Origin of the sequence: Methanoculleus sp. 10, assembly GCF_913757945.1 — an archaeon.
In the GTDB taxonomy this organism is placed as follows: Archaea; Halobacteriota; Methanomicrobia; order Methanomicrobiales; family Methanoculleaceae; genus Methanoculleus.
Genome location: NZ_CAJYDP010000010.1, coordinates 1 through 21,067, shown reverse-complemented (window position 1 = coordinate 21,067; position 21,067 = coordinate 1). Strand labels below are relative to the sequence as shown.

26 protein-coding genes are annotated in these 21,067 nt (G+C 60.9%); 17 read left to right on the top strand and 9 right to left on the bottom strand.

The genetic code is table 11. The annotated features are described in order from the left end of the window. The first annotated feature begins 73 nt into the window (after positions 1-73). Genes QZ408_RS12030 through QZ408_RS12020 form a run of 3 tightly spaced genes read left to right on the top strand, consistent with a single transcriptional unit; the run spans position 74 to position 3,095 of the window. Positions 74-1,363, top strand: coding sequence for a phenylacetate--CoA ligase (locus QZ408_RS12030; RefSeq protein ID WP_292491840.1), 1,290 nt, complete (start codon positions 74-76; stop codon positions 1,361-1,363). After that, positions 1,363-2,664, top strand: coding sequence for a phenylacetate--CoA ligase (locus QZ408_RS12025; RefSeq protein WP_292491839.1), 1,302 nt, complete (start codon positions 1,363-1,365; stop codon positions 2,662-2,664). The genes QZ408_RS12030 and QZ408_RS12025 overlap by 1 nt, the downstream gene beginning before the upstream one ends. After that, positions 2,664-3,095 carry an ACT domain-containing protein gene (locus QZ408_RS12020; protein WP_292491838.1) on the top strand — a complete coding sequence of 144 codons (432 nt, stop codon included), beginning with the start codon at positions 2,664-2,666 and terminating at the stop codon, positions 3,093-3,095. Before QZ408_RS12025 ends, QZ408_RS12020 begins: the two co-directional genes overlap by 1 nt. A 6-nt stretch (positions 3,096-3,101) precedes the next feature. On the opposite strand, the gene QZ408_RS12015 is transcribed toward QZ408_RS12020, so the two are convergent. The 4 genes from QZ408_RS12015 to hxlA all read right to left on the bottom strand — a co-directional run bounded on the left by QZ408_RS12015 (position 3,102) and on the right by hxlA (position 6,250). Beyond that, positions 3,102-3,464 (bottom strand): P-II family nitrogen regulator, encoded by a 363-nt coding sequence (locus QZ408_RS12015; RefSeq protein ID WP_292491836.1) that lies wholly within the window; start codon positions 3,462-3,464, stop codon positions 3,102-3,104. Beyond that, entirely contained in the window at positions 3,461-4,186 is a 726-nt protein-coding gene (locus QZ408_RS12010) for a DUF1538 domain-containing protein (RefSeq protein WP_292491834.1), read from the bottom strand. The genes QZ408_RS12015 and QZ408_RS12010 overlap by 4 nt, the downstream gene beginning before the upstream one ends. Positions 4,187-4,188: 2 nt before the next feature. After that, complete coding sequence (locus QZ408_RS12005; RefSeq protein ID WP_292491832.1) at positions 4,189-4,881, bottom strand: DUF1538 domain-containing protein; 693 nt, start codon at positions 4,879-4,881, stop codon at positions 4,189-4,191. A gap of 79 nt (positions 4,882-4,960) precedes the next feature. Then, positions 4,961-6,250: a 3-hexulose-6-phosphate synthase gene (gene hxlA, locus QZ408_RS12000; protein WP_292491831.1), complete on the bottom strand. Its 1,290-nt coding sequence runs from the start codon at positions 6,248-6,250 to the stop codon at positions 4,961-4,963. Between the two features lie 135 nt (positions 6,251-6,385). Between hxlA and QZ408_RS11995 the strand changes: the two genes are divergently transcribed. Continuing rightward, on the top strand, positions 6,386-7,345 hold the full coding sequence (locus QZ408_RS11995; RefSeq protein WP_292491830.1) for a TIGR03557 family F420-dependent LLM class oxidoreductase: 960 nt from the start codon (positions 6,386-6,388) through the stop codon (positions 7,343-7,345). A 145-nt stretch (positions 7,346-7,490) separates the two neighbouring features. Continuing rightward, on the top strand, positions 7,491-8,027 hold the full coding sequence (locus QZ408_RS11990; RefSeq protein WP_292491828.1) for a DUF2115 domain-containing protein: 537 nt from the start codon (positions 7,491-7,493) through the stop codon (positions 8,025-8,027). 78 nt (positions 8,028-8,105) lie between these two features. Here the strand turns inward: QZ408_RS11990 and QZ408_RS11985 are convergent, their stop codons facing one another. From QZ408_RS11985 to cobT, 5 genes are all read right to left on the bottom strand, one after another. After that, complete coding sequence (locus tag QZ408_RS11985) at positions 8,106-8,636, bottom strand: nitroreductase family protein (RefSeq protein WP_292491826.1); 531 nt, start codon at positions 8,634-8,636, stop codon at positions 8,106-8,108. A gap of 62 nt (positions 8,637-8,698) precedes the next feature. Further along, positions 8,699-9,895, bottom strand: coding sequence for a TraB/GumN family protein (locus QZ408_RS11980; protein ID WP_292491825.1), 1,197 nt, complete (start codon positions 9,893-9,895; stop codon positions 8,699-8,701). Beyond that, a complete protein-coding gene (locus QZ408_RS11975; protein WP_292491823.1) occupies positions 9,888-10,430 on the bottom strand; it encodes a YkgJ family cysteine cluster protein in 543 nt (180 codons plus the stop codon). The genes QZ408_RS11980 and QZ408_RS11975 overlap by 8 nt, the downstream gene beginning before the upstream one ends. Further along, positions 10,418-10,972 (bottom strand): GMP synthase subunit A, encoded by a 555-nt coding sequence (locus QZ408_RS11970; protein ID WP_292491822.1) that lies wholly within the window; start codon positions 10,970-10,972, stop codon positions 10,418-10,420. Before QZ408_RS11970 ends, QZ408_RS11975 begins: the two co-directional genes overlap by 13 nt. 37 nt (positions 10,973-11,009) lie before the next feature. Further along, positions 11,010-12,026, bottom strand: coding sequence for a nicotinate mononucleotide-dependent phosphoribosyltransferase CobT (cobT, locus tag QZ408_RS11965; protein ID WP_292491820.1), 1,017 nt, complete (start codon positions 12,024-12,026; stop codon positions 11,010-11,012). 118 nt (positions 12,027-12,144) lie between these two features. On the opposite strand from cobT, the gene QZ408_RS11960 reads away from it, so the two are divergent. The 12 genes from QZ408_RS11960 to QZ408_RS11905 all read left to right on the top strand — a co-directional run. After that, entirely contained in the window at positions 12,145-12,579 is a 435-nt protein-coding gene (locus QZ408_RS11960; protein WP_292491818.1) for a phosphatidylglycerophosphatase A, read from the top strand. Further along, on the top strand, positions 12,576-13,286 hold the full coding sequence (gene cobS / locus QZ408_RS11955) for an adenosylcobinamide-GDP ribazoletransferase (RefSeq protein WP_292491816.1): 711 nt from the start codon (positions 12,576-12,578) through the stop codon (positions 13,284-13,286). Before QZ408_RS11960 ends, cobS begins: the two co-directional genes overlap by 4 nt. Positions 13,287-13,323: 37 nt before the next feature. Beyond that, positions 13,324-14,205 carry a 4Fe-4S binding protein gene (locus QZ408_RS11950; protein WP_292491814.1) on the top strand — a complete coding sequence of 294 codons (882 nt, stop codon included), beginning with the start codon at positions 13,324-13,326 and terminating at the stop codon, positions 14,203-14,205. Positions 14,206-14,557: 352 nt separating this feature from the next. Further along, positions 14,558-15,643: a PDDEXK nuclease domain-containing protein gene (locus QZ408_RS11945; protein WP_365996138.1), complete on the top strand. Its 1,086-nt coding sequence runs from the start codon at positions 14,558-14,560 to the stop codon at positions 15,641-15,643. Between the two features lie 197 nt (positions 15,644-15,840). Then, positions 15,841-16,158, top strand: coding sequence for a hypothetical protein (locus QZ408_RS11940; protein ID WP_292491811.1), 318 nt, complete (start codon positions 15,841-15,843; stop codon positions 16,156-16,158). 292 nt (positions 16,159-16,450) lie between these two features. Continuing rightward, entirely contained in the window at positions 16,451-16,792 is a 342-nt protein-coding gene (locus tag QZ408_RS11935) for a nucleotidyltransferase domain-containing protein (protein WP_292491810.1), read from the top strand. Positions 16,793-16,804: 12 nt separating this feature from the next. Further along, on the top strand, positions 16,805-17,182 hold the full coding sequence (locus QZ408_RS11930; protein WP_292491809.1) for a HEPN domain-containing protein: 378 nt from the start codon (positions 16,805-16,807) through the stop codon (positions 17,180-17,182). Positions 17,183-17,430: 248 nt separating this feature from the next. Next, on the top strand, positions 17,431-17,658 hold the full coding sequence (locus QZ408_RS11925; RefSeq protein ID WP_292385498.1) for a hypothetical protein: 228 nt from the start codon (positions 17,431-17,433) through the stop codon (positions 17,656-17,658). Continuing rightward, the gene (locus tag QZ408_RS11920; RefSeq protein WP_292491807.1) at positions 17,655-17,927 is read left to right on the top strand and encodes a type II toxin-antitoxin system RelE/ParE family toxin; all 273 of its coding nucleotides are present in this window, start codon (positions 17,655-17,657) and stop codon (positions 17,925-17,927) included. The genes QZ408_RS11925 and QZ408_RS11920 overlap by 4 nt, the downstream gene beginning before the upstream one ends. 61 nt (positions 17,928-17,988) lie before the next feature. After that, positions 17,989-18,267, top strand: a complete 279-nt coding sequence (locus tag QZ408_RS11915) for a 4Fe-4S binding protein (RefSeq protein WP_292491806.1) — start codon at positions 17,989-17,991, stop codon at positions 18,265-18,267. Positions 18,268-18,665: 398 nt separating this feature from the next. After that, the gene (locus QZ408_RS11910) at positions 18,666-19,571 is read left to right on the top strand and encodes a hypothetical protein (RefSeq protein ID WP_292491805.1); all 906 of its coding nucleotides are present in this window, start codon (positions 18,666-18,668) and stop codon (positions 19,569-19,571) included. Positions 19,572-19,917: 346 nt separating this feature from the next. Further along, positions 19,918-21,067 (top strand): PQQ-binding-like beta-propeller repeat protein (locus QZ408_RS11905; protein ID WP_292491803.1); only part of this gene is annotated, 1,150 nt, incomplete at its 3' end.

Genomic DNA, 21,067 nt, shown 5'->3' with positions numbered 1-21,067 from the left:
CACCGCCGGGAGGACCGCAACCGTATAACGGATGCCAGGCAGCATGCGGCCGGCACAATACCGATGGGATATTATGTTCTGGAACAGAGCAATGGAGACAATCCGGCCTGAAGAACTCGCGGCTCTTCAACTGAAGCGGCTGAAATGGACGCTTCGTCAGGCACAGGAAGTAGGGCTATACCAGAAAAAGTTCAAGGAAGCGGGCATCTCGCCGGACGATATCAGGACGCTTGACGATGTGGAAAAACTCCCGTTTACCTACAAAAAGGAACTTCAGGCCGGATACCCGTTCGGCCTCTTTGCGGTCCCCCTAAAAGAGATCATCCGGATCCATACCACGTCCGGCACGACGGGGAAACCGACCGTCGTCGGCTACACCCGGCAGGACCTGGAAAACTGGTCCGAACTGATCGCGCGGAACATGACGATGATCGGTCTTGGGGAGGACGACATCTTCCAGAACGCGGTCAATTACGGCCTCTTCACCGGCGGCCTCGGGTTCCACTACGGCGCCGAGAAGATCGGGATGACGGTGATCCCGAGTGCAACGGGAAACACCCGCCGCCAGATCGAGATGATCGAGGACTTCGGGGTGACCGCCATCCACTGCACGCCAAGTTACGCCCTCCACCTTGCCGAGGTGGCCGAGTCGATGGGAAAGACGCTCGACACCCTCAGGATCGGGATCTTCGGGGCGGAACCCTGGTCGGAGAACACGCGGGTGGAACTGGAGCGGCGCCTCGGGGTGAGGGCTTACGACAGTTACGGCCTCTCCGAGATGTACGGTCCGGGGGTGGCGTTCGAATGCCCGGAGCACAACGGGCTCCATCTCTGGCACGACTGCTACCTTGCAGAGATCATCGATCCTGAGACCGGCGAACGACTCGCTCCCGGTGAGCGGGGAGAACTCGTCATCACGCCGCTCGTCAAAGAGGCCCTGCCGCTCGTCCGCTACCGCACCGGCGACGTCACCCGGCTGATCGAGGGCGCGTGCGCCTGCGGGCGCGGGCAGAGGATCGAGCGGATCACGGGCCGGAGCGACGACATGCTGGTTATCCGGGGGATCAACGTCTTCCCGTCGCAGATCGAGCATGTGCTCCGGTCTCTCCCGGAGGTCGGGGAGCAGTTCATGGTCTACGTCGACCGCGCAAAGCACCTCGATGAGATGACGATCGAGGTGGAGATGACCCGGGCCGGGTTCTCCGGCGAACTCCAGGACCTCGCCCGTGTCCAGAAGAAGATCGCCGGCGAACTCCACAACACCCTCGGACTCCGGACCGCGGTGAAACTGGTGGAGCCCGGGTCGCTGCCCCGTTTCGAGGGGAAGGCAAAGCGGGTCGTCGACCGCCGGGGGACCGTCTGATGGCACCCTGGAACCGGCAGGTGGAAGAGATGCCGCCCGACGACCTGCGGCGGCTCCAGTACAAACTCGCAAAAGCGCTGGTCCGGCGCATCTATGAGACGAGCGAGTTCTACCGGCGACGGATGAAGGAATACGGGGTCAGGCCCGACGATATCGGGTCACTTGCAGATATCGGGAAACTCCCGTTCATGTACAAACGGGACCTCCGCGACAACTACCCGGACGGGCTCTTCTGCGCGCCGAAAGATGAACTGGTCCGGTATCACGTCTCCTCGGGGACGACCGGAAAGCCGACCGTCGTCGGCTACACCCGGCACGACATCGAGAACTGGAGCGAATCGCTGGCACGGGGGTTCTCCTCCTGCGGCCTCGGGCGCGGGGACGTGCTCCAGGTGAGTTACGGCTACGGTCTCTTCACCGGCGGCCTCGGCGTCCACTACGGCGCCGAACGCGTCGGCGCAACGGTCCTCCCGACAAGCGTCGGGAACACCGAGCGGCAGATCGAACTGATGCAGGACCTCCACACCACCGCCATCGCCTGCACCCCCTCCTACCTCCTCCACATGGGAGAGGTGGCTGAGAAGATGGGCGTCTCCATCAGGGACGACACCGATCTGCGTATCGGGATCCTCGGCGCGGAGCCCTGGTCAGAGCAGATGCGAAGCCGGATCGAGGAGTGGCTCGGCATCCGCGCCTACGACATCTACGGCACGAGCGAACTCTCCGGCCCGATGTTCACCGAGTGCTCCGAGCAGCGGGGCATTCACATCTGGGGCGACCTCGCCCTTGTTGAGGTCGTCGATCCCGCGACCGGCGAGGTGCTCCCGCCCGGCGAACGGGGTGAGCTGGTCGTCACCATCCTGCAGAAAGAGGCGTTCCCCATGATCCGATACCGGGTCGGGGACATCACCGTCATGGACGAGGAGCCCTGCGCCTGCGGGCGGACCCATCCACGGATCCGCCGGATCCAGGGGCGCGTGGACGACATGCTGATCGTCCGGGGCATCAACGTCTTCCCGTCGCAGGTGGAGCACGCGCTGCTCGAGATCCCGGAGGTCGGCAGGCACTTCCAGATCGTCGTCGACCGGAAGGGCGCGCTCGATACCATGCTCGTGCGGGTGGAGGTGAGCGAGGAGGCGTTCTCCGACAAGATCACCGATCTCATGGTGATCAAAAAGACTGTGGAGCACCGTCTCAAAACGTCCTTAAACGTAGGCGTGGATGTTGAACTGGTCGAACCGGGAACCCTTCCGCGCTTCGAAGGCAAGTCGAAGAAGGTCGTTGACAGGAGGTCATTGTAATGGAGAAATCGTATATAGTCAAACAGATCTCAATCTTTTCGGAGAACCGCCCGGGGCGCCTCGCGGCTATCGCCAGCGCGCTGCGTGATGCGAAGATCAACATCTTTGCGTTCAGTATCGCCGAGGCGAACGGGTTTGGGGTCGTCCGTGCGCTCGTCGACCGGCCGGAGGATGCCCATCGGACGCTGACCGATCTCGGGTTCCGGGTCTCGTTCACCGACGTCATCGGAGTTAAGATGCGCGACGAGCCCGGTGGCCTCTCGGAGGTCGCATCGGTCCTCGGGGATGCGGGGATCAACATCGAGTATGCCTACGCCTACTCAGGCAGGGACGGGGCGGTCCTGATCCTGCGCGTGGACCAGGTCGAGGACGCCGTCCGGCAGATCCTCGATCACGGCGGGGAACTCCTCAAAGCGTCTCTCTTCCGGTGACCGGGGTCAGATGGGAGCCCGGGGCACCTCCGGGCCCTCGTCTTTCCGGAACATGTGAACCCTTCCCACAACACGCCGGACCGGGACGACGAACGCAAGGCCCATCCCCGGCCGGTCCAGCTCGGCGGCGGCGACGATCGCCTCGAGCACCGCATCGGTCCCGGCGGCGGCGACGACCGTCAGGACGATCTCTTTCTCAGGCTCGATGGCGATCCCAAGAAGCGTCTTTACCTCGTGGATCCCGGTCCCGCGGCCGAGGAGGATGGTCCCTCCCTCGGCCCCGGCACGGCGGGCCGCCGTGATCACCGGCTCAGACCAGCCTCTCCTTACAATCGTGACGATCAGTTCGTTATCGTACTCGCTACTCATGTCTCTTCACCTCGTGTTCTCCGGTAGATGATGCCGAGCGCCAGCACCGAGATGATAGGTGCCAGCGCTATCAGCGCGATCAGCCCGAAACCGTCGGTGACGGGATTGCGGCCCTCGATCCCCGCCGCGACCCCGACGGCAAGGGAGAGGAGGAAGGTGACCGCCATCGGGCCGGTGGCGACACCCCCGGAATCGAACGCTATCCCGACAAACTCTCCATCGGAGAAGAGGAGAAGGATGATGGCGAGGAGATAGCCGGGGATGAGGAAGGAGAGGAGCGGGATGCCGTAGACGAGACGGGCCATCCCGAGCGATACGGAGACGGCGACACCGAAAGAGAGCGTGTAGAGGATGAGGGACCTCCCGATGGAGCCGCCCGACGATTCTTCGACCTGGTAGCAGAGGACCCGGACCGCCGGCTCCGCGTAGGTGGTAAGGAACCCGAGGAGGAACCCGAACGGGATCAGCAGCCACCGCTGGTCAAGCGCGGCGACGGCCTCCCCTATCTCGCGGCCCGCCGGGAGGAACGCGACGTTGACGCCCTGGAGGAAGAGGACCATGCCGAGGAACGCAAGCAGGATCCCTTTCGCGAGATTTGCGACGTAGACCCGCGGAAGTTTCAGGTAGAGCGCCTGGAAGATCCAGAAGAAGAGGAGCAGGGGGATGAGCGCCCGGGCCACCTCGATGGTGATCCGGTCCACGCCGTCAAGGAGCGCCGCCACGGTCAGGAGAAGATCACCCCCATAACCATGACGCCGAGGATGGGGCCGAGCGAGGCGAGCCCGATCAGCCCGAAACCGTCCGCAAGGGCTGACCGCCCGGCAAGGACCGCACTGACGCCGATCCCGAGGGCCAGGATGACCGGGACCGTCAGGGGCCCGGTCGTCACGCCGCCCGCATCAAACGCGATGGCAAGGAAGTCCGGCGGCGCAAAGGGTGCAAGGATGAGGACGGTTCCGTATCCCGCGGCGAAGAGATAGGCGAGCGGGACCGCGAAGATGATCCGGAGGACCGCCACGGCGACAAAGAACCCGACGCCGACCGCGATGACGACGATGAGGGGCTCCTCGGGTATGCCGCCCCGGGAGACGGTATCGACCATGCCCGCAAGGACACGGACGTCGGGCTCTGCCACGGTGGCAAGAAACCCGAAGAGGAACGCCCCGAGGACGACCAGGGCGAGCGAACCCCGGGCGGGGAGTTCGGACCCGATCGCCTCGCCGACCGGGAGGAGGCCCGCCTTTACGCCGGAGAGAAAGAGCGCGATCCCGAGGACGACCATGCCGCTCCCGAGCAGGAAGTGAAGGAGGGCAGACGGCGGAACCCCGAGCACGCCGAGATCGAGGATGACGATGACGAGGATGATAGGGAGGACTGCCCGGAGAACTTCGGAGATCGACTCCCTGATATCCCACATCGTGCCGCCGCTCCTGCCCGGGTGTGCCGGGTGGATCGGCTACTGGGTCATGGGGAGAGATAAAGGCAGTGCCCACCGGTCAGTGCCGCTTCTCCCACTTCAGGAGTTCCGTTACCTCCGAGAGCGTTCGCCCGCGCCGGATCTCTTCGCGGATGCGCTCCTCGGTCTTCTTCACTTCCATTGCCCGGCGTGCGACCTCGTAGGCGCGTTCCCGGGGGACCACCACGACCCCGCTCTCGTCGGCGACGATCCAGTCTCCGGGCCGGACCTCCTGCCCAGAGCAGGTGATCTCGGTGTTGATCTCCCCAAGACCCTTCGGTTCGCCGGCGTTCGGGGCGGTCGCCCGGGCAAATACCGGGAACCCCATCTCCCTGATGTCGTCGACATCCCTCACCGCCCCGTCGATCACGACACCCGCAATCCCCCGGTTCCTTGCGGAGTGGGTGGCAAGTTCCCCCCAGGGGGCGACGTGCGTTCCCCCGTCGTTGCTGATGACGAGGACGTCGCCGGGTCCGGCGACGTCGATCGCCTCGACGGGTTTTGCCCAGTCCCCGGCGATGGTCCGGACCGTCACCGCCGGGCCGACTGCTTTCACCCTGCCGCAGATGGAGGCGATGCCGGTCATGGCTCCCTTCCGGTGCATGGCATCGGTGACGTTCGGCGCAGAGACCGCTTCCAGCAGGCGGCGGACGGCGGCGGACGGGCTCTCCTCTTCCCGCGGCCGGACATCGGGCCGGCCGATGGCATCCCGAACCCGCTGCGCCGCTCCGGTCACGTCGGCGGCCTTGATGATATTTCCCCCGACGATGACGATCGAAGCGCCGGCAACGACCGCCTCGGACGCCGTCCCGGCATCGAGCCCTCCCGCGACGGCGATGGGCACATCAATCTCCCCGGTAAGGCGGCGGAGGAGGTCGAGCGACGACCTTCCGATCATCTGCTGGTCGATGCCTACGTGGGCGTTGATGTAGTCGACACCGAGTGCCGCAAGTTCGCGAGACCGGGAGACAGGGTCGCTGACGTTGATGAGGTCGGCCATGATCCGGACGCCGTACTTCCGGCCCGAACGAACCGCCTCGGCGATGACGGTGTCGTCCGCGTCGGCAAGGATGCAGACGACGCCGGCACCGGACTTCGCCGCCATCTCCACCTCGACGGCCCCGGTGTCGGCGACCTTCATGTCCGCGACGATCTCGTGGTCGGGGAAGCGTTCCCGGAGCGTCCGCACGGCCCGCATGCCCTCGCTCTTGATCAGGGGGGTCCCGGCCTCTATCCAGTCCGCGCCACCACGGACCGCCTCACCCGCGATCTCTACCGCACGATCGAGCTCGAGGAGATCGAGCGCCACCTGGAGAACCGGCGTTGCCATACTGTACTGTATGGCAGAGATTGTATTTATCTGGTGCCGGGCGCGGGAAACTTATATGCTGTGCGGTGATCGAGGTAGCCGGCGCCCACGCCCCAGGGACGGGCGGCCGCAGCAACGGCACGGATGTGATGACGAATGGTCGAAATAGGGTATAAACTGGCAAGCGAGGAGCACGGGCCCCTCGACCTGGTCTGCAACGCCCGCCAGGCTGAAGATGCCGGGTTCGCGTTTGCCATGATATCGGATCACTACCACCCCTGGACCACCCGGCAGGGGGAGAGCCCGTTTGTCTGGGCGGTCATCGGCGGGATCTCCCAGGTGACGGCGGACCTCCGGCTGGTGACGGGCGTCACCTGCCCGACGATACGGATACACCCCGGCATCATCGCCCAGGCCGCCGCAACCGCCGCCGCGATGATGCCCGGGCGGTTCATGCTGGGCCTTGGTTCGGGCGAGAATCTCAACGAGCACATCTTCGGCGACCGCTGGCCCCGGGCACCGGTCCGGATAGAGATGCTCGAGGAGGCGGTGGAGGTGATCAGGATGCTCTGGACGGGGGGCATGCAGAGTTACTACGGCTCTTTCTACACCCTGGAGAACGCACAGGTCTTCTCGCTCCCGGAGAGGCTCCCCCCGATCTACATCGCATCCGAAGGCCCGATCAGCGCTTCCCTGGCCGCGCGGGCCGGGGACGGGTTCATCAACCCGGGCACCAACGCCGAGGAGAGCCTCGTCGTCTTCCGGAACTCCGGGGGCGGCGACAAACCCGCATACGTCGAGATCTCGGTCTGCTGGGCGGAGAGCGCGGAGGAAGGACAGAGGACCGCCTACGAGCAGTGGCCCATCGCCGCAAACAAAGGAGAACTCAACCGACTCCTCCCCACACCGGCCCATTACGAGCAACTGGCGGAGATGGCAACCCCGGAAGAGGTGGCGGAGAGCGTGCCGTGCGGCCCGGACCCGGAGCCCTACATCAGAAAGATCGAGGAGAGCGCCCGGATGGGGTTCGATCACGTCTGTATCCACCAGATCGGGCAGCAGCAGCGGGAATTTATGGAGTTCGCGACGACCCGGATTCTGCCGCACTTCCGGTAGCGCACCGGCCGGCATGACCGCCGGGCGCTCTTCGGGCGGGTCAAACCCGCACCGACAGTCGCACGGTCGTGATAGGGGCTCGGGGGGAGATTCATGCATCCTGCCGATCAAGATTACTGGAGTGATGAGCACGGGAGGAGATGGGATGAATGTCCGCCGGGTCTGCGCCCTTCTCGGGTCGGCAAAGACCCGGACAGAGCTCGCAGCGGTCCTCTACCGTGAGGTCTCGGGCTACTCGCTCTTCGACCTCCAGGCGTTGCGGGGGAGGGTGGAGCGGGATCTCCAGTCCGTCCCGGCAGGGTACCGGCAGCGCCTCTACCCCCGGGTGATGGAGATGCTCTTTGCGACGCACCACACCCTCATCTCCACCATGCGCCGGTCCGACCCGGACCTCCCGGACGAACCGCTCGCCCAGGAATTCCAGGATTTCTGCGGGATGGTCGAGAGGACGTGCCTTTCCGGGGATGAGGGGGAGCAGCACCTCGAACTCCTCTACTTCCTCCTCGCCGCCTTCAATATGTTCGTCCTGGACCGTCCCGCTCACCCGGTGGGCACGCCGTTTCCGGGCGGATTCAAGGTCGAGATCAGGAACGGGGAGTACCTCTGCCCGGTCCGGGAGAGGGCCGACGATGTCGAGAACGCCCTCTGCCCCTACTGCCCGGCAAAACAGAGCGACGTGTGAGAGTGTGCCGTCCCGGATGATACCAATGAATGCCGGGCATCCAGAGCGCAGTAAAAAAAAGCTAATTCGTGTAGTAACCTACTCTTCTTCCTCGTAACGCTCGAAGAACGTGACTTCGTCGAGGATCTTCTTCTTCGCGATATTGATCTCCTCGGGGTACCCCGCGGGCACGAGGGAGACGAGCGTGTACTCATCCGGGACGTTGAGAAGTCTCCGGACATCCTCGGCGTAATCCTTCTTCTCCCCCGCAACCCAGCAGGACCCGACCCCCCACGCCTGGAGCGCGAGGATCAACTGGGTCGTCGCCGCACAGCAGTCTTCGAGGTAGTACTTCGCATCCCTCTTCCCGAAGACGGCGAAACAGATGGGCGCACCGGCGATGAATCGGGCGTTCTCGGCCAGGTTTGCAATATCGCGCAGCACGTCGCGGTTCCGGATAGTCCCAAAGAGCCAGGGCTGCTCGTTTCTCGCAGTCGGGGCAAGGCGCGCACAGTCAAGAGCGTCTTTGACGATCTTATCCTCGATCGGGCTGTCCTTGTACTTCCGCACACTGTGCCTGCTCCGTATCACGGTGACACCGAGGTTGACCGTTCCACCAATCGGACTCATGCAACGATGGTGGGCACTCCAGGCCTAAATACCTTGGGGAAACGGAGAACCGGGGGAGGGGCTCAGAAGAGACCCTGTATCATCTGCAGCATGTTCGCAAAGCCGTCGACGACGATCACGGCCGGGTCGATCCCGAGGACCGGGAAGATGAAGACGAAATAGGCGATGGTCCCGAGCGTGCTCCCGACGTTCGCAAGAGCGGCGACCAGCACCACCCGGAAGAGCGGGATCCGTCGCATCTCCGAGAAGGTCTCTGCCGCGATGATCTGCCGGAGATCTCCAACGCCGGGTTTGCGGATCTTCGCCTCGACGATAGCCGCAAACCATCCCGCCGCAAGCATGGGGTTGAGCGACGTCAACCAGGAGACGGCAAACGCCGTGGCCGCAGAGAAGGGGTGCCCGCCGGCGAGCAGGGTGAATGCCGCGCTCAAGATGCCGTTGATCAGGATCCAGTAAACAAGGGCGGCGAGCAGGACGTCGAGCCCCACGCCCGAGAAGGCAATTGCCGCGATCAGGAGGAGGAAGAGGATGGTGACGGCCGCCCCGAGGATCTTTCCCCAGGGGAGACCCTTCACCTCGGCGGTCAGGGTCGGGAGCGGCGGCAGTGTCTCCGGTGCGTCGAGGTAGCGTTGCACCCCCCGGATGTGCCCGGCGCCGACGACCGCGAGCACCCGCTCATACCGGCTCCCGAGCATCAGGATCTGGTGCGCAAGGTAGGCATCCCGTTCATCGATCAGGGCCTGGGCGCCGCGCGGAGAAAACTTCCGGAACTCTTCCATCGCGGCGCTCACCACGTCCTGGTTCGTGAACTCGTCCACGTCGATCTCCTGGTCCTCGACGCTCACCAGTGAGTAGATGAGCGCCCCGACGAGCTTGATCTTCTCCCAGATCCCCATCCTTCCCCAGAACCGCCCAAGCGTGATCTGGATGTCCCGGTCGATGAGGGCAACGGGTTTCTGGTGCTTCTCCGCCTCTTCGATGGCGGCCAGCATCTCGGCGCCGGGTTTCACACCCGTCTCGGCGCCGATCCGCTGCTGGATGTAGGTGAGCACCCACTGGACGAGGAGCCGGCCGAAGTTCCCGCCTTTCAGAATATCCGTGACCGAGGGTTCGGGCGTCTCCTGCGTGAGCGATACGTACCGGCCCCGGTCGAGTTCGACGCCGACGATGTCGGGCTGGAACCCCTCGATGGCAGACCGGACATCCTCGATACTCTTCTGCGAGACATGGGCCGTCCCGACAAGATGGATCTCAGCCATGGAGCTCCTTCACACCTTCGCTGTCGATCACGGCGCGTCCCCTCGGTGGCACCGTCGCCCCCCGGTAGACAGCCTGGACGCCAGCCTCCTCCGCCACCTCAGCGGCCTGCCGCCTGCAGAGGTCGGCGCCGAGCGTGTACGCTTCACGGGGAGAGATGGGCATGCCGAGCCCGGGGCATTCCGAGACCCGCAGGTCTTCATCCACCAGCATAAACGGGTAGGTGCGGCAGATCCAGGGGCGGTGGGCGTATACGGAGCATCGCCCGTTCCGGAGAAAGATACAGGCTTCTTTTGTGCGCCTGATGCACCAGGCGAGGGTGTACTCTCCACCGTTCCCGGCGTCAATGAACTCAGGGTAAGGCTCGGCGACCTCGTCCCAGGCCATCCCGGTCGCCGCCATGATCGCCCGCACCTCGGCCGGGCTCACGATCACGAGGTTTGAGTCTTCCGCGACCCGGCGGCAGCAGGCGCCGCATCCCCGGCACCGGAACCCGACGGACCCGATCCGGTCCAGAACATCGTCTATTCCGAGCATATCCGGTCAAAATTCTCAAAGAGAAGTCGTCCGTTGACGGTATGGCTGACCTCCGGGTGCCACTGGACGCCGTAGAGGCGCTCACCAGGGGACGCCATCGCCTCCACGCCGCAGACGTCCGACTCTGCGAGCCGGACAAACTCTTCCGGAATCGCCGAGACCTCGTCCGCGTGCGACGCCCAGACACGGATCCGGTCCGGGTAGCCCTGTAGGATGTCGTTATGTTCGAGGATCTCGACCTCGACCGCACCGAACCCGCCGCTCGCGCCCCGGCGGACGGCGCCTCCCCGGGCTGTCGCCATGATGTGCAGCCCGAGGCAGATGCCGAGGATGGGAAGACCGAGGTCGAGGTAGCCGGCGGCAACCCCGGCGCGGTCGAGAGCCGGGCCGCCGCCGAGGATGATGCCCCGGCAGCCCCGGGCAACGTCGGAGGGCGGCGTGACGTTTGGGATCATTGTGGTCGGGATATCTATATCACGGAGCGTCCGGAGGATCAGGTGGTTGAACTGCCCGTGATTGTCGACCACATATAAAGGAAGCATTGCTTATAGGTGGATGTAAAAAGGTATAGTCCTTCCCTCAGGCATACTTCCGGACGAAATCAAAGACTTTCCGGGTGATCTCTTCCGGCTCGCGGCCCATGAGGTAAGCGAGCGCGAGCGCCCCGCCGGCCCCCATCCCCTCCTTGACCTCGCCGATGCAGTAGCGGGCGAGCCCGACGTGCCCGATGCCGGCGAAGTTCGGGTCGACATAGTACGCGGTGGTGCCGACGTCGGCGACCGACCGGGCGAACCCGGCTGAGGGGTCATCCCTGACATAGACCGTGGTCGCAAGATGCGGCACCCGTCTCCCGAGTGCCTTCAGGGTAGCCGCCACGGCAAGCATCTGGGTCCCGCCGGCGAAGATGATATCCCCGGTATAGGCGCTCGCGATCCCTGCCGCCACCGGCATCATGGGGTCGCCCGCGGCACGGAGGATATCCAGGGGCTCTCTTTCGCCCGCTTCAAGGATCCGGGCGAGAACTTCCCTGCAGACGGCGTCTTTGAGGCCGAGTGGATTCTCTGCAAAGGCACTGCTGACCGAGGCGTCGTAGCCGAGCGCCCGGAGGACACAGAGGGCGGTCGTCGTCCCGCCGGGGACGCACTCGCCGAGCATCAGGAAGTCGCTGTACTGCGAGAGGAACCGGCCGACCATCTCCCCCCGCTCGAAGAGGAGCGTTGCCTGCGGCACTGCGTCTTCCTTCCGGGGGTCGGCGCCGGGGCTCCCGTAGACGTCCAGGCAGGGGACGGTGGGGGTGTGGACGAGCCCGGCGTTAATAAGGACGGGGGATAGACCGGTCAGCTCCACCATGGACCGGGTGATCGTCGCCGGTGTCGGGCACCCGGTGGGGGTGTTCGGCCGGACCGGCATGCTCGTGATCGCGCCGGTCGTAACCAGTTCCGCATCCAGGACCGGCGTGAGGAGGGTCTTTTCCGGAGTCGGCCCGGCGCCCGATATGCCGGGGACGGTGGAGAGCATGGTGTTCGCGAGGACCAGCGCCATCACCGGGCGGCGCGGCCTGATCCCCGGGTCTTTCGAGAGAAAGGGGTGAGACATCAGGTATAGGGTAGGCGCCGCGGATAGAAGAGGTTGCGGTTGGTGGCGCGATTCCGGTGGATCCCGGTACGCACAGAATCCAAACGCGGAAATACCCGCCGGGCTCAACCTCTCTATAATGTTCGAGATCGAGCGCAGGCTGGAAGAGAAAGGTATCGCGAGGAGGGATATCGTCGCCTCCGCGATGGAACTCTACGTCTCTCACGGGATCGGGGCGGAGGAGGCCGCGGGCAGGCTGGATGCGAAGATCGGGAAGGCCTTCGAGGACCCCAACGTATCGTCGCTGCTCCTTGGCGCCGTCCTGCTCGAAGACGAACTCTACTGGAAGAGGAAGAACTCCGAGATCGCCGACGACCCGGTCTTCCTCCTCTCGGATGAGATCATCGGGATGGCCATCGCCGAGGTGATCGGGGGGACCTACGCGCGGTTTGAGTTCACCCGCTACGACCAGAAGAAACCGGGAATTCTTGGTAAACTCGGGCCGTTCCTCGACGACGCCGTCGCCGGGCTGATCGCGGGTTGCACGTCACGTCTCTACAGTGAATCGATGTGAAGTCCGTCCTTGCCCTCCTGCAGTTCTGCACGTCGCTCCCTCTCGGAAGACCTGTCGAGTTTGAGTACTTCGCCCGCCGCTCCTACCTTTACCCGCTTGCGGGGTACGTGATCGGGGGGATAGCGGCCGGCATCACGTACTGGATAGCACCCCCGGCGGTGGGGGCGGCCGTTGCCCTCGCCATTGTGCTCGTCCTCTCCGGGTGCAACCACTTCGACGGCCTGCTGGACTTCGGTGACGGGCTCATGGCCCACGGGAGCCGGGAGAAGAGGATCGCTGCTATGACCGACAGGACCACCGGGGCCGGTGCCGTCGCGGCGGGCATCGTCGTCACGCTCATTGCGTTTGCCGGGCTCCAGAGCGCAGCACCGATCTGGGCGGCCATCCTCACGGCCGAGGTCTCTGCGAAGGTCGCGATGTCCTACCTCACCACGCTCGGGGTGCCGTTCCGGGAGGGGATCCACTCCTACCTCCACGGGTTTGCGAGACCCTGGTTCCTTGTCCCGGCAACCCTCCTCACGCTTCCTCTCTTTCTGCTGCCGCTCCCCCCGGCGAGCGTTGCGCTCGCGCTCGCGGCCGCGGCCGGTATCGCGGCAGTGATCCTCGCGCTCTCCCGGTACCTCTTCGGCGGGGTCAACGGCGACGTTGTCGGGGCCGCAAACGAGATCACCCGGGCGGGGGTCATCCTCCTCCTCGCCCTCCTGTGACCACCTTTTTTATCCCGGCGACCGCCACTACTGTAGGATGATGAAAGACTACGCCCTCTACTCCCGGGGAGGGATCATCACCGAGCGGAACGCTGACTATGCAACGGTACGGCTGCGGGTTCCGGCAGGTATCCTCTCCGCGGACCAGATCCGCCAGATCGCAAGGATCAGCGTGAAATACGGAGACGGCTCCCTCCACCTTACCATGCGCCAGACAGTGGAGATTCCGCACGTGAACCCTGAAAACCTCGCGAAGGTTGCAAAAGCCCTCGAGAAGAACGGAACGCCCATCGGGGCGGAGCAGAACGAGGTGGTGAACATCATGGCCTGCCCGGGCACGGAGCGGTGCAAATACGCCAACTGCGAGACGATCGACCTTGCCCGGAAGGTTGATGCGCGGGTCTTCGGGAAGGAGCTCCCAATCAGGCTCCGTATCGCGATATCGGGCTGCACCTACATGTGCAACAGCCCGCTCTTAAACGACATCGGGATCATCGGCCGGATCCGGCCGTTGCGTATACCCGGGCTCTGCACGGGGTGCGGCACCTGCGTGGAGTACTGCAAACAACGCGCCATAGCGCTGAGGAATGGCGTCTCCGTCCTTGACGAGAGTAAGTGCGTCCAGTGCGGCATCTGCGTCCACTCCTGCCCCTACCACCTCCTGAAGACGGAGTACGATCACTACCAGATCACGGTCGGCGGACGGCGGGGGACTTCACCCCGGGTAGGGCGTGAACTCGTCACCGTCGAGACCGAGGAGGAGGCCGTCGAGGTCGTCGACCGTATCGTCTACTGGGTCTACCGGACTGCCTGGAGCGACCGGCTCCTTGCCGACCAGATGGACGAGATCGGGTTTGATGCGTTCGCAGAGGGGATCCGGAAGGAGTTCGGGCAAAAGGAAGAGGCGGCGGAGGGGTAGTGTGATAAGTGGTCACTGATATCACCTGTATCGAATTATTTCACATTTATTATTCACATATTTTTATTACTCGCCCAGTATACTCCTTATCATGAAAGAACAATGGCTTCTCGCAGAATAAAAGAAGTACCGGATCACATCGCATTACGGCCCGGAGATCAAATTGACAACCCTTTTGTATGCACCCTCAAATGGTACTATTCGTAACTGCGGAGACTCGATGGCTATAACCGGCGCCGACCAATGGGTAAAGCTTTCGGATTGCCCGGACATTCCGCATCAGGCTGTTGTATCGGTGCGGATATTGTCGATCAGGAAGAGAATAAGCCGTTTGAGGAGACCTATGGGGGATATGCGCCACAAAAGAGATCCGTCCGGAAAAAGCGAGATTACCCGATCCGGGCTTGAACCTGCTCCAGATGAACTGATCACCGATATTAGGTACCTCGTCACCGAAGCCCGGTCCGCAGTTGCCGCAACCATCAATGCAGGACTGACACTGCTATACTGGCGTGTCGGAAGACGGATCCGCAGGGAGGTGCTCGGTAATGAGAGGGCAGAATACGGCGAGAAGATTGTGCACGCACTGAGTGCACAATTGAAGAGTGAGTTCGGGGAGGGGTTCGGCAGACGCAACCTCTTTAATATGATTCGATTTGCCGAAGTGTTCCCCGATGAACAGATCGTGAGATCCTTCGCACCCTACCTGAGCTGGACGCACATGCGGCAGATTATCTACATCGACGATCCCCTGAAACGTGATTTCTACGCGGAAATGTGCCGGGTCGAGCGATGGAGCACCCGGACTCTGCAGAAGAAGATCGACTCGATGCTCTTTGAGCGGACTGCCCTGTCCCGGAAGCCCGATGTCCTTGCACAACAGGAACTCTCGGCTCTACGTGAGGAAGACCGGATGACACCAGATCTGGTCTTCCGCGACCCTTACATCCTCGATTTCCTGCAGCTCAAGGATACGTACAGCGAGAACGATCTCGAAGCGGCTATTCTCCAGGAGATTGAGCAGTTCCTGCTCGAACTTGGCGCCGGATTTACCTTCGTTGCACGACAGAAGCGGATGGTGATCGGAAATGAGGACTTCTATCTCGATCTGCTCTTCTTCCACCGGAAACTTCGCCGCCTCATCGCCGTAGAACTCAAGATAGGGCATTTCAAGGCCGAGTATAAAGGACAGATGGAACTGTACCTGCGATGGCTTGAGAAATATGAGAGAGAAAACGGAGAAGAACGACCGCTCGGGCTGATCCTCTGTGCCGGTGCGAATCAGGAGCAGGTGAGCCTCCTCGAACTCGACCGGTCGGGCATCCACGTCGCCGAATATCTTACCGAGCTTCCGCCCCGCGAGCTGCTGGAGCAGAAACTGAAGGCTGCGGTGCATCTGTCACGGGAACAGTTTTCCGTGAGGAAGGATAAGAGATAGTCCCGAAGCGATCCCCGATGTTTTGCTCGCCCAATCCGTATCTCCCTTCGGAGAGGTCTTTTTTGCCAAAGGGATTATATATGACCGCGCATATCATGCAGTACCCGGGATCTGTGACGACCATCTTCGGGTCATTACCGTCAACATACCGGACGATGAACACTGGAGCGATACGCAGAACTTGGAAGGAAGAAAGAGTGACTCCGGAAAAGTGCGTCCAGCGCGGCATCTGCATCCACTCCTGCCCCTATAGCCTCCTGAAGTCCGGGTACGCCCACTACCAGATCACGGTCGGGGGCCGGCGCGGCGCCGCACCCCGCGTGGGAAGGGAACTCGTCACCGTCGAGACCGATGAGGAGGTCGTCGAGGTGGTCGACCGTATCGTCTACTGGGTCTACCGCAACGCCTGGAGCGACCGGCTCCTCGCCGACCAGATGGACGAGATCGGGTACGAGAAGTTCGCGGAGGGGATCCGGAAGGAGTTCGGGCAGAAGGTTGAGGCGGCAGAGGCGTGAGGGGCAGGGCCGGGACCTGATTGCCATACCGGTCTCTCACTCTTCGCGCTCTTCGCATGAGCCTTCAGCAGAAGGTAATGATCCGGCCTCACGCGGAAGAGCGCGAAGCCTTGACGGGGCCGAGACGATCGAAGAATATTTGATACGCTACCCTGCATATACAATCATGCCGGCTCCGGCATGAAAACGGGTCGTGTGCGAAGGGGCGCCGCGGCATGAGCGGGATATGTGGGCCGTAGCGCGGAGGTAAGGTAACCTGAATACAAATCCAGTCTTCGCTGGTGAAGAAACAATGAATGAAGGGACAGTAGACCCGGAAGTGCTGGAAGAGATTATCCGCCGGATTGTTGCCTGTTCAAACCCGGAAAAGATAGTTCTTTTTGGATCCGGTGCGCGGGGTGAGATGGGACCGGCAAGCGATATCGATCTGCTCGTGATAAAGAGCGGTGAGTTCGATGCCGGGAGTCTCACGGAAGAGATCTATATGAGCCTGATCGGTATCGGCCAGGCCGTCGATATTATAGTTATTTCTTCCCGGGATGTGGAGCGGTTCCGGAACTCCCCTTATTTTATAGTATACCCTGCACTCCAGCAGGGCCGCGAGGTTTACCATGCCGGAGAGGTTTTCACCTGATGATCCACGGGAATGGCTGAACCGAGCACATTCAAATCTTTCAATTGCCAGGAGCCGTGCCGATACGTCCGTGTACCTGGAGGATCTCTGCTTGCCCAGCAGGCAGCAGAGAAAGCGCTCAAGGCGGTCTGTATCCTTCATCATATCGAGTATCCGTATGTCCACGATCTTGCCGCACTTGTCACCATCATCACGAAGAACGGGATTTGCGTGCCGGACCACGTGAAAGAAGCTGCAAAACTCACACGGTTTGCCATTACGACCCGATATCCGCATTTTCTTTCGCCAGTCAAAGAGGAGGAATATCGGCGGGCGGTTGCTATTGCCGGGAGCGTTGTAGCGTGGTGCGAAAGCGAGATCGGTAACCCGGGGAATTTCAGAAGCAGGTGAACTACCCCCCGCTTACGCAGGGGCTTCCCGGCTATCATCCCCCTCCCCGGCGGGAGCGAGTCCACAGGCTCGACGGCGCGTCCTGCGCCTGCAAGTTTTACATCGGTGCCTACTGCATACTCATCCGGAAGGGGAAGCGGGGATCCTTGCCGGGATGGTAAGCCTCTGCGTCGAGGTAGTATCATCCGGAGGGGAGGAAGGTACGGAGGAAGGTAACCATTATGTTCCATACCACACTATAGTGAACTATGGTAACGACGATTCAACTTCAACCAGAGACCAAGGCCCGCCTGGATGATGTGAAGGTGCACCCGCGGGAGACCTACGACGAGACGCTGAACCGTCTCCTGGACATGGCGTATGATCCGGAACCGCTTTCCGAAGAGTCCATGAAGAAAATTGAAGAAGCCTTCGAAGACATACGAGCCGGCAGAGTTCGTCCCTTCGAGGAGTATGTTCAGGAACGGGGCCTATGATATGGCGACTGCTCATCACGGCGGGTGCCGAGCGGGACCTCAGTAGAATCCCGGAACCCGATAGCAAACGAATTAAGGATGAACTCCGTGCTCTGGCAGATGAACCGCACCCTAAATCTTACGTTAAAAAGATGAAGAGGCATTCACGCAGTCCCCTGTACTCTTTTCGTATTGGGCAGTATCGAACGATCCTCACCATCGAGGGCAATACGATGATAATCACCCTGGTCGAGGTCGGAAACCGGAGTAACGTCTATCGGAACTATTGATGTACCTGGCACCTCGGCGCCGGTTCTCTCTTGCTTAAACGACATCGGGGTCCTCGGGCAGATGCGGCCGCTGCGCATCCCGGGGCTCTGCACGGGGTGCGGCACCTGCATGGAGTACTGCAAGCAGCACGCCATCGCCTTGAAGAACGGCATCTCCGTCCTCGACGAAAACAAGTGCGTCCAGTGCGGCATCTGCATCCACTCCTGCCCCTATAGCCTCCTGAAGTCCGGGTACGCCCACTACCTGATCACTGTCGGGGGCCGGGCCGGGTCTCCGCAGACGAGACTATGCGGCATGGCTTGCAGGGCCGTCCGCTCGCCATCGGGAAGAACAGGCTGAACGCAAACACTCGTGAAACGACCGTTTCCACGATCAAACGGAGCTTGAGGCAGGACAGATCCTCATAACGGCCGGCACGGAGGTCATGGCCAAAAACCTCTTCTCCCGGCTGCCATGAAAGACTATTCGACCCGATACGCCGCCGGACCCTCGCTTCGAAGACCGGTGAGGGATGGCATGATAGGTGCGGAAGAGGGTTATTCCGAAATACGTTGCAGAGGCCCCTGAGCCGGGAAGGCGGCCCGTAATTTTTATAAAGTTAATTTAGTTGATTTCCATAGATTTTACCAACCGGAAGGTATATGGTATCGAAAGGTGATTGTGGAATCGTTGGCGTTTTAGATGAGTTAATCTAAAATCGTTGACATCGGCGCAGGGCGGTGCCTTGCGCGGAGAGCATGAAAATGAGAGAAAAACAAGCACACATGAACAGACTGTGGCGGATCGCCCCGGTGGCGGTTCTCCTCCTCGTCGCGCTGTCTGTTATGCCGGCAGCGGCAGTTGAGTGGCCGACGTCGAATGGCACGTTCATTCCGACAGCAAACACTCCCCGTGTTAATATCTACAACAACGGGACGTACCATTTCACCATGTACAATGGTACCGGCGGTATGAATGCGCTCCATGTCACGGACAGTATCACGAATTATTATGGCGACGTCTATACTGCCAAACCTACAACCGGTACCATGTACGTCTCGGATACCGGAGGCCGGGGAGGTCAGGATGAAGTCCTTCTCCTGATCGCGGTCAACAGTACGAATTCCACTGATATCAGTAACTTTGCCGTTAATGTGAACGTCAGTGGGTACCAGTGGACGGACTTATCAGGGTACCCCCCATCGTTAGATGGTCTTATGTATTTAAGCTCCTACAATACTGCATATTACAAGGGTTCAGCCCTTAACGGGACATATACTGCCGCAAACTACCTGAATTACTCAAGCAGCGACGTATTCCAGAGGTGGAAATTTGCACCGTTGCCAAACTACCCCCTCTTCGGCGGTCAGGATACGACGGTCGATCAACCGTTCAAGCTCATCCTGATTGACAGCCAGGTCGGCACGATCGGAAATCGTTTCACAAATTACGGTTTATTAAATGATAACGGAATGGCAAGAATCGATTACGCCATCACGAGCAATCCGTCGTCTTCTGCCAACATCACGATGAACGCGTATGCGTACAGTAACGTTTCCGTGGGCGGGGGGACGGAAGTCAACTGGCTCAACCGGGTGAACACATCTACGGACGGCCCGAGCAGCGGCTCCGTCTACTACAGTTCGTGGAAGATCACACCATAACTGCAGCAGAAAAACGGAAACCTGCAAAGGGGTGCCACCGGCATCCCTCTTTTTACTTGGAAGCATCCTGACAGATGAACGTCATCTGGTATTTCGGTATCCCAGTTTTGATATTCTAGAGCAATTTATCAATATAATTTATTTAACTTTTTACAAAAATCAAATGGTAATCGTTTTAATATCCTTGGATAAACTCATATACAATGTACTTCAGGAACCGTCTGTCGACTCGATTACTTACTCTGCCCGTTCTGGGCCTGATCCTTCTTGCAGAAACCCCGACTGCAACAGGAAACGTACCGTATAATGAGAGAACTTCGAAAAATCCGACACCCGTGGTGATCGCTTGAACCCGACGGTATTTCGGGGTGGGGCTCTGGCGCTCCTGCTCTGCCTAGGATTCATGGTTCTCCCAGTGATGGCCGCGACCGGCCTCGCCGATTCTGCCTGGCCGAAATATGCCTGCGATTCCAACAACACCGGTCAGTCTCCCTTTGTCGGGGCACAGACAAATGCCACGAAATGGGTGTACACCGCAGGAGGGAAATTCCAGTCAGCCGCTCCGGTTATTGGATCCGATGGCACCGTTTATATCGGGAATTCCGATAAGAACGTATACGCATTTGATCCTGACGGAACGGTGAAATGGACATATACTACAGGAGGCGCGATATATGGAGCGGCTGCGATAGGTGCGGATGGCACCGTTTATCTCGGGAACTCCGATAAAAGTGTCTATGCCCTGAACCGCGACGGTACATTGAAATGGACATATGCCACTGGTGAGTACTTTTACGGGGGACCCACTATCGGCCCCGATGAAACGATTTATATCGGGAGTATGGGTTCGATTAAATCATTCTATGCATTGAACCCCGACGGAACAAAAAAATGGTCATATCCCTGCGGAGGAAATGTTTATGGCACACCAGCAATCGGACCGGATGGCACGATTTATCTTGGAGCCGAAAATAACGTACTGGCGTTGAATCCCGACGGGACACTGAAGTGGTCGTACGCCACAGGAGGTGCTATCCCAGCTTCACCGGCGATTGGTCCGGACGGTTCGATTTATGTGGGAACTTTCGATAATAAGCTCTATGCACTTAATCCCGATGGAACCCTCGACTGGACCTATACCTCAGGAGGCTGGATCTATAGTTCGCCTGCGATAGGTACGGATGGTACAATTTACTTTGGAAATTATAACGACAAGAAGATTTATGCGCTGAATCCCAACGGGACCGTGAAATGGACGTATCTTACCGGGGGAGGTATCAATTCTGCTTCACCTGCCCTCGGTGCGGACGGGACCATCTATATCGGGAATTATGGCGACTCTAAAGTCTATGCCCTGAACCCGGATGGGACCCTGAAATGGCTTTACAAAACAGGCAATCAGGTGTTCGCATCTCCGGCAATTGCGCCCGATGGAACCGTCTACATCGGGAGCGATGACGGCAACCTCTACGCCTTCGCCGGCGTGGTCAATGCCA

Coding starts and splice junctions, on each gene's coding strand:
- QZ408_RS11920 (WP_292491807.1), top strand. CDS start 17,655: ATGATATGGCGACTGCTCATCACGGCGGGTGCCGAGCGGGACCTCAGT.
- QZ408_RS12020 (WP_292491838.1), top strand. CDS start 2,664: ATGGAGAAATCGTATATAGTCAAACAGATCTCAATCTTTTCGGAGAAC.
- QZ408_RS11945 (WP_365996138.1), top strand. CDS start 14,558: ATGCGCCACAAAAGAGATCCGTCCGGAAAAAGCGAGATTACCCGATCC.
- QZ408_RS11915 (WP_292491806.1), top strand. CDS start 17,989: ATGCGGCCGCTGCGCATCCCGGGGCTCTGCACGGGGTGCGGCACCTGC.
- QZ408_RS11935 (WP_292491810.1), top strand. CDS start 16,451: ATGAATGAAGGGACAGTAGACCCGGAAGTGCTGGAAGAGATTATCCGC.
- QZ408_RS12005 (WP_292491832.1), bottom strand. CDS start 4,881: ATGTGGGATATCAGGGAGTCGATCTCCGAAGTTCTCCGGGCAGTCCTC.
- QZ408_RS11995 (WP_292491830.1), top strand. CDS start 6,386: ATGGTCGAAATAGGGTATAAACTGGCAAGCGAGGAGCACGGGCCCCTC.
- QZ408_RS12030 (WP_292491840.1), top strand. CDS start 74: ATGTTCTGGAACAGAGCAATGGAGACAATCCGGCCTGAAGAACTCGCG.
- QZ408_RS11925 (WP_292385498.1), top strand. CDS start 17,431: ATGGTAACGACGATTCAACTTCAACCAGAGACCAAGGCCCGCCTGGAT.
- QZ408_RS11980 (WP_292491825.1), bottom strand. CDS start 9,895: ATGGCTGAGATCCATCTTGTCGGGACGGCCCATGTCTCGCAGAAGAGT.
- QZ408_RS12025 (WP_292491839.1), top strand. CDS start 1,363: ATGGCACCCTGGAACCGGCAGGTGGAAGAGATGCCGCCCGACGACCTG.
- QZ408_RS11975 (WP_292491823.1), bottom strand. CDS start 10,430: ATGCTCGGAATAGACGATGTTCTGGACCGGATCGGGTCCGTCGGGTTC.
- QZ408_RS11985 (WP_292491826.1), bottom strand. CDS start 8,636: ATGAGTCCGATTGGTGGAACGGTCAACCTCGGTGTCACCGTGATACGG.
- QZ408_RS11970 (WP_292491822.1), bottom strand. CDS start 10,972: ATGCTTCCTTTATATGTGGTCGACAATCACGGGCAGTTCAACCACCTG.
- QZ408_RS11990 (WP_292491828.1), top strand. CDS start 7,491: ATGAATGTCCGCCGGGTCTGCGCCCTTCTCGGGTCGGCAAAGACCCGG.
- QZ408_RS11930 (WP_292491809.1), top strand. CDS start 16,805: ATGGCTGAACCGAGCACATTCAAATCTTTCAATTGCCAGGAGCCGTGC.
- QZ408_RS11950 (WP_292491814.1), top strand. CDS start 13,324: ATGATGAAAGACTACGCCCTCTACTCCCGGGGAGGGATCATCACCGAG.
- QZ408_RS12015 (WP_292491836.1), bottom strand. CDS start 3,464: ATGAGTAGCGAGTACGATAACGAACTGATCGTCACGATTGTAAGGAGA.
- QZ408_RS11910 (WP_292491805.1), top strand. CDS start 18,666: ATGAAAATGAGAGAAAAACAAGCACACATGAACAGACTGTGGCGGATC.
- cobT (WP_292491820.1), bottom strand. CDS start 12,026: ATGTCTCACCCCTTTCTCTCGAAAGACCCGGGGATCAGGCCGCGCCGC.
- QZ408_RS11960 (WP_292491818.1), top strand. CDS start 12,145: ATGTTCGAGATCGAGCGCAGGCTGGAAGAGAAAGGTATCGCGAGGAGG.
- hxlA (WP_292491831.1), bottom strand. CDS start 6,250: ATGGCAACGCCGGTTCTCCAGGTGGCGCTCGATCTCCTCGAGCTCGAT.